This window comes from Lacisediminihabitans changchengi (assembly GCF_016634425.1).
Lineage (GTDB): Bacteria > Actinomycetota > Actinomycetes > Actinomycetales > Microbacteriaceae > Lacisediminihabitans > Lacisediminihabitans changchengi.
In genome coordinates this window covers 28,903-43,549 of sequence record NZ_JAEPES010000005.1, presented here as the reverse complement: position 1 = coordinate 43,549, position 14,647 = coordinate 28,903, and the positions used below count along the sequence as shown (strand labels likewise).

Genomic DNA, 14,647 nt, shown 5'->3' with positions numbered 1-14,647 from the left:
CTGCTCCCACGCTCAGATCCCGTTCGCGCTCAAAACCTCCCTGCGCTTAGAAAAGCGTCGGGAGATGGCCGTTCGGCAGCGCCGCGGCGAGCAGCGAATCCGGAGCGGTCGACCCCGAACCGGCCAGGGACCTCGACCGCACCGTGCCCGTAGCGGGGTCTTCGCTCCCGCGACTGAGCCCGAACCTGCGCAGCAGCGGCACGATTTTCGCGCCCAGCCAGGCGCGGTACTCCTGGGGTGCGTATGAGTTTCGGGCATACATAGCGCGATAGCGCGGCACGAGTTCGGGATGCTCGCGCTCCAGCCATTCCATGAACCACTCCTTGGCACCCGGCCGCAGGTGAAGCGCGCCGTAGACGACCGAGGTGGCTCCCGCATCCCGAATCAGTCCGAGCGCGTGCTCGAGATGCTCGCGGGTGTCGGTGAGGTACGGCAGGATCGGCATCATGAACACCTCGCAGTCGAGGCCGAGTTCTCGCGCTGCCTTCACCGTGGCCAGCCGCGCCGCCGTGCTCGGCGTGCCCGGCTCGACCGACTGCTGCAGAGCGTCGTCATAGATCGCGACGGACATCGCGAGTCCCACCGGCACTACCGTGTTCGCCTCGGAGAGCAGTGCTAAGTCACGCCGCAGCAGCGTGCCTTTGGTGAGCACGCTCAGCGGTGTGCCCGACTCGGCCAGCGCCGCGATGATGCCGGGCATCAGCGAGTACCGGCCTTCGGCCCGCTGATACGGATCGGTGTTCGTGCCCAGGGCGACCGGATGCCGCCCCCAGGTCGGCTTCGCCAACTCCCTCGATAACACCTCGGCGACGTTCACCTTGACGATGATCTCGCTGTCAAAGTCCTTGCCGGCGTCGAGGTCGAGGTACTCGTGGGTTTTGCGGGCGAAGCAGTTATGGCTGATAACGCCGTTGGCAATGAAGTCGCCCGTACCCGTGGTGATGTCGATCATGTCGATGACCTCGCCCAGATCTTCGATCGAGACGACGTCGAGCCGCGCGTCGGACGTGACGGCCGCGCCCTCGATCGAGAGTTTTCGTTGGGCGATTATCTCCGGGTCACTATTGCTGATTCGCAGCCCGCCCTGCGAACAGCTGCCCTCCGTATCGAAAACTCCGGCTAAGAAGCCCGCGTGCCAGTCGTTCGACGGCACCGACTGCCACTCCACGAGCTCTTCGACCGCACTCACTGCACGGGCGCTTGATGTGCGTATGGCAGTGACTGGTCGACGGGTTTCCGACTCCGGTGAGAAGGCGAACGTGGTTGTGGGAATCCCTTCCCAATCCAGGTAGGTACGAGTGCGGTTCAGCGCCTCGGCATCGGCAAGCGCTAGGCGGAATCGGTGGACCTCACCTCGCCTGCCCGATGACCGCGCGTACTCGTAGTGCCCGAGATGACCATCACCTCTGATCATCCCGGTGAGATAGCCGCGTCGATATTGCTCCGGGAAGAATTGCGGCTGGTCGATGTCCGATAACCCCATCGACCCGAAGCCCATCAACGTGTTGTTGATAGTCAAATGCGGGCGAGTTCCTGGGCCGCTCATCTGGCCTGCGACGTGCTTCCATCCACGGTCCGTGAGAAATCGGTGGTCGCCGCTGGAGACGAGAGTTGTGCCGTCTGCCAACGCGACGCGGTGAGCGGGCTTCCTCGTGTTCCAGATGGCGTGCACAGTCGTGACGACATAACGACGGTAATTGCCTTGCACCTCAGTGCCGTAGATGCGATCGCCAATCTTCACTTGCCACAGCGGGAGTTGCCGGCCATCTGCCATCAGGATCTGTGTCTCCGGATGCAGGCAGTATGAGCACGCATGACTGCAGCCCCGGTACGGGTTGATCGTCCAGCCGAACGGCATGTCGCTGGCGGTCGGCACGCGATTCAGGGCCGACTTCGCCAGCACCTCGTGGAAGCGGATGCCGGCAAACTCCGGTGTCGTCACCGAGCGGACGAGGTTGGACAAGCGCGCTAGCCCCGGCAGCGCCGCATCCGACTCCGCGTCTAATTCCTGCCCACTCCACCGCATGCAGACATTCGAACATGTGTTCGACATCATGTCAACGCGGCAGTCAACAGGATGGCGGGCTCAAAACTCCCGGATTGGTCCTGTTGACCGACGATTCGGCGATCTCATCCTGTTGACGGACGGACGGATGCGGAAACGCCTACTCGACGATCTCCAGCACCTTCGCCGTCGCGGCGAGAGTCTTCGTGGCCAGCGTCGGCTGGTCAGAGAGCTTGGTGCCGTAGCTCGGGACCATGCGCTTGATCTGCGGAAGCCACCCGTCCATGCGGTCGGGGAAGCACCGCTGGAGGATGTCGAGCATGATCGGAACGGCGGTCGACGCCCCCGGCGAGGCGCCGAGCAGGCCCGCGATGCTGCCGTCCGCCGCGGTGACGACCTCGGTACCGAACTGCAGCACGCCACCCTTCTCGGGATCCTTCTTGATGACCTGCACACGCTGACCGGCCGTGATGCGGTACCAATCGGCGGGGTCGGCATTCGGCATGAAATCCTGCAGCGCGGCGAACTTGGTCTTCTTGCTCGCCGCGAGCTGACCCACCAGGTACTTCACCAGATCGAGGTTCGCGAGGCCGGCGCGCACCATCGGGATCAGGTTGTGCGGGCGGATCGTCGAGAACAGGTCGGTCCAGGATCCGTTCTTGAGGAATTTGGTGTTGAAGCCCGCGTACGGACCGAACATGAGGCTGGCGTTGCCGTCGACGATGCGGGTGTCGAGGTGCGGCACCGACATCGGCGGCGAACCGACGGCAGCCTTGCCGTAGACCTTCGCCTGGTGGCGGGCGACGACATCCGGATTATCGGTGCGCAAGAACTCGCCGCTCACCGGGAATCCGCCGAAGCCCTTGGCCTCGGCGATACCCGACTTCTGCAGCAGCTTGAGCGCGCCGCCACCGGCGCCGACGAAGACGAACTTCGCACGCACGTCGAAGGCGGTGCCACCCACGTCATGGGAGACCCGCAGCCGCCAGGTGCCGTCCTTCTGCTTGCTGATGTTCTTGACCACGTGCTCGGTGTAGAGCCGGGCGCCGTGGCGGATGAGGTAGTCGAGGAGCCCGCGCGTGAGCGCGCCGAAGTCGACATCCGTTCCCACATCGATGCGGGTCGCGGCGAACACCTGCGACTTGGCGCGGCCCGGAATCATCGCCGGAGCCCAGGAACGGATGACAGCGGGGTCGTCGCTGAACTCCATTCCGGCGAACAGCGGGTGGTCTTTCAGCGCCTCATGCCGGCGTCGGAGGTAGTCGACGTTCTCCTCGCCCCAAACGAAGCTCATGTGCGGAACCGGGTTGAGGAAGGCCTGCGGATCGGGCAGCAGATCCTTGCCGACCAGGTAGCTCCAGAACTGGCGCGAGACCTGGAACTGCTCGTTGACCTTCACCGCGCTGGTGATGTCGATCGTGCCGTCCGCCTTTTCGGGGGTGTAGTTGAGTTCGCAGAGCGCGGAGTGGCCGGTGCCGGCGTTGTTCCACGGGTTCGAGCTCTCCTGCGCGACATCCGCCAGCCGCTCGAAGATGCGGATCGTCCAGTCCGGCTGCAGTTGCTTGATGAAGGTGCCGAGGGTGGCACTCATGATGCCACCGCCGATGAGGACGACGTCGATGGGTTCCGGGCTGTTGCTCACAATCTCAGCTTACGGGCGCTGTCATAGACCAAGCCTCGACAGCTCCATATCCATGCGCTTGGCCATCTCGGCGTAGCCCGCGTCATTCGGGTGCAGGCCGTCGGAGGCCATCCACTCGGGGTGATGCTCGATCCACCGTGAGGCCCCCGGGATGTAGTCGGCATCGATATCGGATGCCGCCTCCTTCACCCAGCGGATTATCACTCCGAGTGATGTCGGCCGCTGGTCGGTGTACCAGAACGGTTCGACGACGATGAAGCGGGCATCCGGCAGCGCTGTTTTCAACCGTCGGAAGTCGGTGCCGATCTGGGCGTGGATCTGCTTCGCCGAGGTGTCGTACGAGAAATTGTCGTTGAGCCCCATGGTGATGAACACGATGTCGGGCTTGTCGGCGATCACCTGGGCTGGCTCGTCGATGCGCAGCTCGGCGCGGTTGTTGATGAAGCCGAGACCGTTGGTGCTGTGATTGAACTCGGTCCAGCCCCGTTCCCGGCAGATCACCGTCGACCAGCGCTTGGACCGAGCGGATGCCCCGGTGCCGAGCGTGTACGAGTCGCCGTAAAAGGCCACCCTGGTTCCATTCGCCTGCGCCGCCGGCTGCGGCGCGGACCGACTCGTCGTCAGAACGATCGCGCCGACCGTGACCAGCAGCACGACGGCGATCACGGCGACGATGGCGATGGCGGCACGGCTCATGCTGGGGGTTCGGCGCGGCGAGCGCTCCCGACAGGTCTTTACTGGATGGTCACTACTGGCAGGTCGCTACTGGATGGTGCCCTTGAGCGGGTCGCCGATCGGGATAGAGGTCAGCTGGTGCAGTTCGAGGGGCTTGGCCAGGGAATCGCCGATGAGCTCCATCAGGCGAGTGAACACCGGGCCCGTCGCGTGCTTCTGGATGCTCTCCTGACTGGCCCACCGTTCGACGACGACCACGAGTCCGTCTTGGTCGATGCCGACCGAGTAGAGCTCGCAGCCCTCCTCCTGATGCGCGAGCGGCGATTGCTGCTCGAATCCAGCGATGACCTTCTGCGTGGCTCCCGCGACCGGGGTGAGGATGGCGACGATGACGACGGACATGGCTTCTCCTTTGAGGGTGTTTTCGTCACTCTAGACTTCGAGGATGACCACCCGACAGCGCACCGTCGGGCTTGGGACACTTCTCGTCGTCTACCTGATCGCCGCGTTGCTCATCGGATTTTGGTCGACGCCCGTCGACGGTCTCGCGAGGGGCTGGTTGCTCGCACATCTCGACGCGCTCCACCTCGATGGCCTCCCCGACGCGATCACCTATGGCACCGTCGAGTCTGCGGCGAACGTCGTATTCTTCGTGCCCCTCGGCATGCTGCTGACGGTGATCCTGCCGAAACGACTCTGGTTCGTGGCGATCGTCGCCGGCGTCGGGTTCTCCTGCGCCATCGAGCTCGGGCAGTACCTTTTTCTTCCCTCGCGGTTCGCGACCTGGGCGGACGTGGCCGCGAATACGGCCGGCGCCGCGGTCGGCGTTGTGCTGGTGTTGCTTACGCGCGGTGTGCTCGCGCTGGCGCGCAGACGCTCGCGCTAGCTACAGGGTTCGATCCGCGCTCACAGACGTGCGGCGGAGACCTGCGCGGCGACCAGTTCGGCGATCTGCACGGCGTTCAACGCTGCGCCCTTGCGCAGATTGTCGTTGCTGATGAACAGCGCGAGTCCGCGGTTTCCGGGAACGCCCTCGTCCTGTCGGATGCGACCGACATACGACGGGTCGGTGCCGGCGGCCTTCAGCGGCGTCGGGATGTCGGTGAGCTGCACGCCCGGGGCATCCCTTAGCAGCTCGCGCGCCCGCTCCACCGTGAGCTCGGAGGCGAACTCGGCGTTGATCGAGAGCGAGTGGCCAGTAAACACGGGCACCCGCACGCAGGTGCCGCTGACGCGCAGCTCCGGCAGTTCCAGAATCTTGCGGCTCTCGTTGCGGAGCTTCTTTTCCTCGTCGGTCTCGAACAGCCCGTCGTCGACGAGGTTGCCGGCGAAAGGGATCACATCGAAGGCGATGGTTTCCGGAAACGTCTCGTGCGCCGGGAATTCGACGGATGCTCCGTCGTGCACCAACGCGATGGTGTCCTGTTCCAGCGCTGCCCGCACCTGCCCGAGCAATTCCTCGCCGCCGGCGAGACCGGCGCCGGATACCGCCTGATAGGTGGAGACGATGAGGCGTTCCAGACCCGCCTCGACGTCGAGCGCCTTGAGGATCGGCATCGCGGCCATCGTGGTGCAGTTGGGGTTGGCGATGATGCCCTTGCGTGCCTCGGCGATCGCGTGCGGGTTGACCTCGCTCACCACGAGCGGCACGTCGGGGTCCATGCGGAAGCCGGACGAGTTGTCGATCACGGTGACACCGGCGGCGGCGAAGCGGGGCGCCTGTTCCTTCGCCGTGGTTGCTCCGGCCGAGAAGATGGCGATGTCGAGGCCGGTCGGGTCGGCGGTGGCAGCGTCTTCGACTACGACATCCGTTTCGCCCCATGGCAGGGTGGTGCCCGCCGATCGCGCGGAGGCGAAGTATCGGATTTCGGCGACGGGGAAGTCTCGCTCGGCGAGCAGCCGACGCACGACAGCGCCGACCTGACCGGTGGCGCCGACGACGCCGATTCGGACGCCTTCGATGCGACTCGCTGTGGTGGCATTCATCGGCCAGTCCCTCCGTGTACCTGTGCGACCTCGTCGCTGTCGAGCCCGAAGGCCGTGTGCACGACGCGCACGGCGTCGTTGATCGTGTCGGCGCGGGTGACCACGCTGATGCGGATCTCGCTGGTGGAGATCATCTCGATGTTGATCCCGGCCTCGTACAGCGCGGTGAACAGCTTGGCCGAGACGCCCGCGTTGGTGCGCATTCCGGCGCCGACCAGGGCGAGTTTGCCGATCTGGTCGTCGTATTGGAGCGAGTGGAAGCCCGAGTCGCTCTTCGCGTCTTCGAGCGCCTTCAGCACCTTGCCGCCATCCGACTTGGGCAGTGTGAAAGAGATGTCGGTGAGCCCGGTGGCCGCAGTCGACACGTTCTGCACGATCATGTCGATGTTCGCGTCGGTGCTGGCCACGATGGTGAAAATCTGGGCTGCCTTGCCGGGCACGTCTGGCACGCCGACGACGGTGACCTTGGCTTCGCTGAGATCGGAGGCGACCCCCACGATGAGCGGCTCTTCCACGTTCTCTCCCTCTTTCGGGTTGATGACGAGCGTGCCCTCGTTGTTGTTGAACGAGGAGCGGACGTGCAGGGTGACGCCGTGGCGTCGGGCATATTCCACGGCGCGTATATAGAGCACTTTGGCGCCGGCTGCTGCGAGTTCGAGCATCTCTTCGCTCGTGACGGTGTCGATTTTATGGGCCGCCGGGACGACGCGGGGGTCGGCGGTGAAGACGCCATCGACATCGGTGTAGATCTCGCAGACGTCGGCGTTGAGGGCCGCCGCGAGGGCAACAGCGGTGGTGTCGGAACCGCCGCGACCGAGGGTGGTGATATCCCCGGTGATTCGGCTGAATCCCTGGAAGCCGGCGACGATGGCTATCGCCCCGGCGTCGAGAGCTTCGCGCACCCGCTTGGGGGCGACATCCACGATGCGGGCGCTGCCGTGTTTTGCGTCGGTGACCAAGCCGGCTTGGCTCCCCGTGTATGAGCGAGCGTCTTGGCCGAGGCTCTTGATGGCCATGGCGAGCAGAGCCATGGAGATTCGCTCGCCCGCGGTGAGCAGCATGTCGAGTTCTCGTCCGGAGGCGAGCGGTGTGACGGCGCTGGCGAGGTCGAGGAGCTCGTCGGTGGTGTCGCCCATCGCCGAAACGACGACGACGACGTCGTTGCCGCTCTTTCGGGTCTCGACGATGCGCTTGGCCACCCGCTTGATGCTCTCGGCGTCGGCGACGGATGAGCCACCGTACTTCTGCACGATCAAGGCCACGGTGGTTCTCCTGGAAATCACGGGATTCGGCTCTCTGAACGGCCGAACTCCTGATTGTATCGGGCAGCCGAGTGAGGATTTCATATGTGACTCTGGCTGCCGGTGACAGGGCGATCCTGCGCAACGGTGACCGTTACGACAGCCGGTCCTGTGTAACGAACCACCGTCGTGCAGAAAGAACTGAATAACGGAAGTCTGTCGGGCTGGCAGGTTCTCAGGTGGGCAGTCAGGTTCTCAGGTGAGCTGGCAGGTTCTCAGGTGAGCAGTAAGGGGCAGGAGGGCCCGCCCACGAAATTCAGGAGCCTAGTTCTCTACGACGCGACGGCCCTCGAATGCTCGACCGAGGGTGACCTCGTCGGCGTACTCGAGGTCTCCACCGACCGGCAGGCCCGAGGCGAGACGTGTGATGCGGAGTCCGAGGTGCATCATCATGCGCGAAAGGTAGGTGGCGGTCGCCTCGCCCTCGAGGTTCGGGTCGGTGGCGATGATGACTTCGGTGACGGTGCCGTCGGCGAGACGCTGCATCAGCTGACGGATGCGGAGGTCATCCGGTCCGACGCCGTCGATCGGACTGATCGCACCGCCCAGCACGTGGTACAGACCCTTGAACTCACGGGTGCGCTCGATCGCGACGACATCTTTCGCCTCCTCGACCACGCAGATGGTGGTCGGCGAGCGGCGAACATCACGGCAGATGCTGCAGGTGTCTTGCTCGGTGACGTTGCCGCAGATCTCGCAGAAATGCACCTTCTCTTTGACCGTCATCAGCACCTCGGCGAGGTGGGTGACGTCGAAGGTCTCCGTCTGCAAGATGTGGAACGCGATGCGCTGCGCCGACTTGGGGCCGATGCCGGGAAGGCGACCGAGCTCGTCGATCAGCTCCTGAACGATTCCGTCGTACACGCCTACTGCTCTCTCGGGGCGACGCGCGGCGCGATTGCCTGCTCTTCGATGAAGCTTGCGCCGAGGATCTCTCGCACCACGGACTCCCCGTAGCGCTGCTTGCCATCGACCATCGCAACGGGTGTGCGCACCGGACGCGTCGGAGCCGCGGGAGCTTCCGCCACGGAAGCGGCCTTCTCGGGGGCGGGCTTCTCGGCTGTGGGAGCATTGCGCTCCGGCGCCCGCGCGGGCCGGGTCTCCGGCTCCGCGTCGGTGATCGCTGCGGTGGCCCAGCTCATGCCGTCTGGGGGCAGCGGGGGCTCGATGTCGGGCTCACGAGGCTCCGGGGGGACATCATCGTACGGCGGCATATCGTCGACGGGTGCGGATGGAGCCGCCGGCGCGACCGGGGCGGCTGCGGGCACGGCTGAGGCGGGCACGGATGCCGCGACTGGCGCAGGATCAGACACCGGCGGCTGCGCGGTCACCCAGTGCGTCACCGGCATCGTCACGGTCGGGATCGACGTGACGGCTGGTGCTGTAGCGGCAGAAGCGGCAGCAGCAGGAGCGGCGGAAGTGACAGGAGCCGCAGCCTGTGCCGGCGCCACGACCGGAGCTGGCGCCGGAGGCTGCGCAGCTGCCGGAGCACCGGGCCGCGCACTGTCGGCGCGCGCGATCAGCAGCGGCTTGAATCCGAGCACGTCGAGCACCGCCTGCTTGAGGTGGTCGGCAACGCCCTCGCCCGGCGCTGAAACCTGCTTGAGCGCGTCGACATCCGACTGGCTCTGGAAGGTGAGGACAAGGATGTTCCCGTCACGAAGCTCCACCGGCTCGGCGGTGTAGACGACCATCCAGGCCGCGCGCTTGGCCTTGCTGACGGCCTCGAGGATTTCGGGCCAGGCGTCTTTGACGTGCTGAAGGGTGACCGTGCCGGCGGCGGGCGGCGTCTTTACCGCGACCGGCTTCTGCTCCTCGATGGTGCCAGCGGAGATGGTGGGCGACTGCACCTCGGTGACGACCTCGACCGGCGCGGAGGGGGCAGGTGCGGGTGCGGCCGGGCGCCCTTCGCTCCCCACCGGCACGGCCGCCCGATCGCTGGCGCGATCGTTCGGAACCGGCGGCGTGGGCCCAGGCTCAGGGACCGAGACGGGCTCCGGGACCGAGCGGGGCGCGTCGGGCCCGGCGACCCCGATGCGACGCTCGAGCCGTTCGACCCGGGCGAGAGCGCCGCGCTGGCTGTCGTCGCTGGCGGGGACAAGCACGCGGGCGATCATGAGTTCGAGGTGGAGACGCGGGGACGTGGCGCCCGTCATCTCCGTAAGGGCCGCGTTGACGACATCCGCCGCGCGGCTGAGCTCGGCTGTACCGAAATGCGCCGCCTGCGCGGCCATGCGGTCGAGTTCGTCTTGCTGGATGCCGCGGAGAACAGCGGCGGCACCCTCGGCGACGGACCCGACCGAGTATGCGCTGACGACGATGAGGTCGCGGAGGCGCTCGAGCAGGTCTTCGACGAAGCGACGCGGGTCTTGCCCGGTCTGGATGACGCGGTCGACCGCGGTGAAGGCCGCGGCGGCGTCGCGGGCACCGAGCGCGTCGACGACCTCGCCGAGCAGCGCGCCGTGGGTGTAGCCGAGCAAGGCGACCGCACGCTCGTACTGCACCAACGAACCATCGGACCCGGCGATCAGCTGGTCGAGGATCGACAGCGTGTCCCGCACGGACCCGCCGCCTGCACGAACGACGAGTGGCAGCACACCGCCCTCGACCTCGACGCCCTCGGAGACGCAGAGCGACTGCACGTACTCGAGCATCTGGGCCGGCGGCACCAGACGGAAGGGGTAGTGGTGCGTGCGCGACCGGATCGTGCCGATGACCTTCTCGGGCTCGGTGGTCGCGAAGATGAACTTGACGTGCTCCGGCGGCTCTTCGACGATCTTGAGCAGCGCGTTGAAGCCCTGCGGCGTCACCATGTGCGCCTCGTCGAGGATGAATATCTTGAAGCGATCGCGGGCGGGCGCAAAGACGGCACGGTCGCGGATGTCGCGGGCGTCATCCACCCCGTTATGGCTCGCGGCGTCGATCTCGACGACATCCATCGAGCCGCCACCATCGCGGGACAGCTCGACGCACGACGGGCAGACGCCGCACGGGGTGTCGGTCGGACCTTCGACGCAGTTGAGGCAGCGGGCGAGGATGCGAGCCGACGTGGTCTTGCCGCAGCCGCGCGGTCCGCTGAACAGGTAGGCGTGGTTGACCCGGTCGGTGCGCAGTGCGGTGCGCAGCGGATCGGTCACCTGGGACTGGCCGATCAGTTCGGCGAAATTCTCTGGCCGGTAACGGCGATATAGGGCGGTGACCACCGGTAAAGACTACCCGGCGCCACCGACACTCCGGCCGGGAGGGTGCGCGCTGTGAGCGGATGCCCGCACCCGACCGCGGGAATCCTGTCACCGCGGGTTCGCGGTGGCGCAGACATCCGTGAGTTGCATGTTTTGGTCGTTTTGAGCCGCTCATAACGACCAAAACATGCAACTCAGCGCGACCCCAGGGCCCGGGTCTCCAGAGTGGGCCCTAGCGGGATACCTCGAGCACGGCCACGCCGTTCGGGCCGAGCGTAAGCACGCCGTCGGACACGTCGGCGCCGAGCAGGTCGACGCCGTCGACACCCGGCACCTGCACCGTCGCCGCGCTGTGGTTCACCACGAAGCGGTACTCGTGGGTGTCGGTCACCCGGGTGATCAGCTCGACCGTGCCGTGAACGGATGCGTCCAGGCCGGACTCGATTCCGGCACGACGCGCGAACAACGCGAGCAGATCGGTGCGCTCGCGCTCACCCAGCGAGGTCGCGACGTACGAGGCGGCGCCGGCATCCACTGTTCTGCTGGTGATCGCGGGAACGCCGGGGAACGCCCCGTCGACGAAGCGCGCGATGACCTCGACGTCGGGCTCGACCGCCACGTTCTCGCTCCACAGCGTGCCGACGGCACCGTTATCGAGGGTGGTGGTGACGCCGGGCAGCAACGGGCCGAACTCCTCGACGCGCACGCCGAGCAGCTCGCGGAAGGCGCCCGGGTAGCCGCCGGGATACACCCGGTCGTCCTGGTCGACGATGCCGCTGAAGAAGCCGACGATGAGGTTTCCGCCGCCGCGGGCGAAGTCGGCAAGGCGATCCGCGGTGTCGGCCGGCACCAGGTACAGCATCGGCGCGATGACGATGTCGTAACCGTCCAACGCCGAGGACACCGGGATGACGTCGGCACTCAGCCCACCCCGCAGCACCGCCGCGTACCAGGCCATCGCCTCGTGCTTGTAGCGCAGCAGGTCGGAGGGGTGCGAGTCGAGCTCGGACGCCCACCAGCTCTCCCAGTCGAACAGGATGGCGATGCTCGCCTGTTTCGTGCGCGAGCCGACGACGGGGGCGAGGGCCCGTAGATCGGCGCCGAGCGCCACGACGTCGCGGAAGACCTGGCTGTCGGCGCCGGCGTGCGGCACCATGCCCGAGTGGAACTTCTCCGCGCCGCCCAGCGACTGCCGCCACTGGAAGAAGCAGACGGCATCCGCGCCGTGGGCCACGTGGGTGAGGCTGTCGCGACGCAGCTGACCAGGCGTCTTGGCCAGGTTCACCGGCTGCCAGTTGACCGCGCTGGTGGAATGCTCCATCAGGAACCACGGCTCGCCGGCCAGGTGCCCCGTCAGGTTTGCCGAGAACGACAGCTCCTCGAACCCCAGCGGGTCTGCGCCCAGGATGTAGTGGTCGTTCGAGACGATGTCGACCTCGCTCGCCCAGTCGGCGTAGTTCATCGCCTTGGTCTCCCCCATCACCATGAAGTTGGTGGTGATCGGGATGTCCGGCGTGACCCCGCGCAACAGGTCGCGTTCGGCGATCAGGTAGTCCTTCAGCGCGTCGCTCGAGAACCGCGCAAAGTCGAGCTGCTGCGTCGGATTGGGATGCGTCGCCGCGAGCCGCGGCGGCAGCACCTCATCGAAGGTGGAGTAGCTCTGCGACCAGAAGGCCGTCGCCCACGCGCGGTTGAGGTCGGCGACGGACCCGTAGCGCCCCCGCAGCCAGACGCGGAATGCGGCGGCGGCATCATCCGAGAAGTCGTAGACGTTGTGGCAGCCCAGCTCGTTGCTGACGTGCCACATCGCGAGGGCCGGGTGCTGGCCGTAGCGCTCTGCCATCACCCGCACGAGTTCGAGCGCGTAGTCGCGGAACACCGGAGAGGTCGGGCGCCACTGCTGGCGGCCGCCCGGCCAGATCGTCTCGCCGAGGCGGTTCACCGGCAGCACTTTGGGGTGCGCAGCCGTGAGCCACGGCGGCGGGCTGGCGGTGGCGGTGGCGAGGTCGACGGCGATGCCGTTGTCGTGCAGCAGGTCGATCACGCGGTCGAGCCAGCCGAAGTTCCAACTGTCGGCGGTGGGCTGGAGCAGCGCCCAGGAGAAGATGCCGATGCTGACGATGGTGACGCCGGCCTCGCGCATCAGCCGGACGTCGTCGGCCCAGACCTCTTCCGGCCACTGCTCGGGGTTGTAGTCTGCGCCGAAGCCCATGCGCGGTGTGCCCGCCGCGAGGCTTCTCGTTCCGTCCGCGAGATCGTGCTCCTCGGGCCAGCGCACCCAGCGCGCGGTCATGCCTGACCCGCGAGCGAGAGCCGGATGACCGACCAGGAGAGGGCGGGAAGCTCGACGGTGAGGGTCGAACCCTCGAGCGCGACGGTGGTGAGGGGCATTGGTGTTACTGCTTCCGGTCGGTCCGCCGTGTTGGCGGTGAATCGTGTGCCGCCCACTGGCGGCGTGATGGTGCTGGCGCTGCGCACGGCGGTCGTACCGTCGCCCACGTCGATGGTCACGGGTTCCGCCCGCTCGAGCGAGCGGTTCACGAGGAAGAGCACGAGCTCGTCCTCGGTGGCGGTTGCGACGGCGTCGATCTGGTCGACGTCACCTGAGCGGGAGGTGGGCACCTGCTCGCTGTCGATCTTCATCGAGAGCACATCGCCGCGGGCGGCCGCTGCGGTGAGAGAAAAGGGGTAGAAGGTGGTCTGGCGCCAGGCGGGCCCGTTCGGCTCGGAGCGGATCGGCGCGATCACGTTGACCAGCTGGGCGAGGTTCGCCATCGACACGCGGTCGCTGTTGCGCAGCAGGGAGATGAGCAGCGAGCCGACGACGACCGCATCGGTGACGCTGTACTCGTCTTCGATGATGCGCGGATGCTCGGCCCAGACCCCGGTGAGCAGCGGCTCCTTGTCGACGGCATTGAACCGCTCGAGGTACCAGACATTCCACTCGTCGACGCTGATACCGATCGTCTTGTCCAGCCCCTGAGCGGCGAGCGTCTCGTCGATGACGGAGGCCATCGTGGCGATGGCGCGATCGAGTTCGACGGCGGAGGCGAGAAAGCTGGCGGCATCACCGTCACGTTCCTCGAAGTAGGCGTGCAGCGAGATGTGGTCGACGACCTCTGCACTGTGCTCGAGCACCGTTCGCTCCCACGATCCAAAGCTCGGCATCTCCGAGTTCGAGCTTCCGGCAGCGACTAGTTCGATGGAGGGGTCGATCCACTTCATCAGTCGGCCAGATTCGACCGCGATCCGGCCGTATTCTTCCGCGGTCTTGTGGCCGATCTGCCAAGGGCCGTCCATCTCATTACCGAGGCACCAGACGGTTACGCCGAACGGCTCATCCCGGCCGTTGGCGCGACGCTGTTCGGCGAGCGCGGTGCCGCCCCGGTGGTTGGTGTATTCGAGAAGCGCCGCGGCATCCTCGAGCCCCCGGGTGCCGAGGTTGACCGCCTGCATGATCTCGACGCCGGCGAGCTCCGCCCACTCGGCGAACTCGTGAAGACCGACCTCGTTGGTCTCCACGCTGTGCCAGGCCGCGTCGAGACGCACCGGACGCTCGGCGCGCGGGCCGACCGAGTCCTCCCAGCGAAAGCCGGAGACGAAGTTGCCGCCCGGATACCGGATGATACTGGGCCCGAGTTCCTTCACCAGTTCGAGCACGTCGGCCCTGAAGCCGTTCGGCAGCGCGGTCGGGTGGGTCGGTTCGTAGATTCCGGTGTAGACCGAGCGACCCATGTGCTCGACGAATGAGCCGAACAGCCGCGACGCGACGGGCGCGATCGGCGTCGACCGATCGACGCGGATGTGTGCGGACACGATGACTCCTTGGTTTTCCCGACATGGCTGCGGCCCCTCG

The 14,647-nt window shown here is 66.5% G+C and carries 11 protein-coding genes; 1 reads left to right on the top strand and 10 read right to left on the bottom strand.

What is annotated here, in order from left to right; all coding sequences use genetic code 11:
- Positions 1–46: 46 nt before the first annotated feature.
- The 4 genes from IV501_RS14120 to IV501_RS14105 form a co-directional block, all read right to left on the bottom strand.
- Positions 47–2,026 carry an intein-containing Rv2578c family radical SAM protein gene (locus IV501_RS14120; RefSeq protein WP_200557017.1) on the bottom strand — a complete coding sequence of 660 codons (1,980 nt, stop codon included), beginning with the start codon at positions 2,024–2,026 and terminating at the stop codon, positions 47–49.
- A 139-nt stretch (positions 2,027–2,165) separates the two neighbouring features.
- Positions 2,166–3,647 carry a malate:quinone oxidoreductase gene (locus tag IV501_RS14115; protein ID WP_200557016.1) on the bottom strand — a complete coding sequence of 494 codons (1,482 nt, stop codon included), beginning with the start codon at positions 3,645–3,647 and terminating at the stop codon, positions 2,166–2,168.
- Between the two features lie 21 nt (positions 3,648–3,668).
- On the bottom strand, positions 3,669–4,343 hold the full coding sequence (locus tag IV501_RS14110; RefSeq protein WP_200557015.1) for an SGNH/GDSL hydrolase family protein: 675 nt from the start codon (positions 4,341–4,343) through the stop codon (positions 3,669–3,671).
- 66 nt (positions 4,344–4,409) lie between these two features.
- The gene (locus tag IV501_RS14105) at positions 4,410–4,724 is read right to left on the bottom strand and encodes a putative quinol monooxygenase (RefSeq protein ID WP_200557014.1); all 315 of its coding nucleotides are present in this window, start codon (positions 4,722–4,724) and stop codon (positions 4,410–4,412) included.
- A gap of 43 nt (positions 4,725–4,767) precedes the next feature.
- On the opposite strand from IV501_RS14105, the gene IV501_RS14100 reads away from it, so the two are divergent.
- Positions 4,768–5,208, top strand: coding sequence for a VanZ family protein (locus IV501_RS14100; RefSeq protein ID WP_200557013.1), 441 nt, complete (start codon positions 4,768–4,770; stop codon positions 5,206–5,208).
- Between the two features lie 20 nt (positions 5,209–5,228).
- Here IV501_RS14100 and IV501_RS14095 read toward each other — a convergent pair whose 3' ends face one another.
- The 6 genes from IV501_RS14095 to arfA all read right to left on the bottom strand — a co-directional run bounded on the left by IV501_RS14095 (position 5,229) and on the right by arfA (position 14,607).
- Positions 5,229–6,308 (bottom strand): aspartate-semialdehyde dehydrogenase, encoded by a 1,080-nt coding sequence (locus IV501_RS14095; RefSeq protein ID WP_200557012.1) that lies wholly within the window; start codon positions 6,306–6,308, stop codon positions 5,229–5,231.
- On the bottom strand, positions 6,305–7,570 hold the full coding sequence (locus tag IV501_RS14090; RefSeq protein WP_200557011.1) for an aspartate kinase: 1,266 nt from the start codon (positions 7,568–7,570) through the stop codon (positions 6,305–6,307). The genes IV501_RS14095 and IV501_RS14090 overlap by 4 nt, the downstream gene beginning before the upstream one ends.
- A 303-nt stretch (positions 7,571–7,873) precedes the next feature.
- Positions 7,874–8,473 (bottom strand): recombination mediator RecR, encoded by a 600-nt coding sequence (recR, locus tag IV501_RS14085; RefSeq protein WP_200557010.1) that lies wholly within the window; start codon positions 8,471–8,473, stop codon positions 7,874–7,876.
- A gap of 2 nt (positions 8,474–8,475) precedes the next feature.
- Positions 8,476–10,812 (bottom strand): DNA polymerase III subunit gamma and tau, encoded by a 2,337-nt coding sequence (locus tag IV501_RS14080; protein ID WP_200557009.1) that lies wholly within the window; start codon positions 10,810–10,812, stop codon positions 8,476–8,478.
- 211 nt (positions 10,813–11,023) lie between these two features.
- Positions 11,024–13,084: a beta-galactosidase gene (locus IV501_RS14075; protein ID WP_200557008.1), complete on the bottom strand. Its 2,061-nt coding sequence runs from the start codon at positions 13,082–13,084 to the stop codon at positions 11,024–11,026.
- Complete coding sequence (gene arfA / locus IV501_RS14070; RefSeq protein ID WP_307812309.1) at positions 13,081–14,607, bottom strand: arabinosylfuranosidase ArfA; 1,527 nt, start codon at positions 14,605–14,607, stop codon at positions 13,081–13,083. The genes IV501_RS14075 and arfA overlap by 4 nt, the downstream gene beginning before the upstream one ends.
- Between the last annotated feature and the right edge of the window lie 40 nt (positions 14,608–14,647).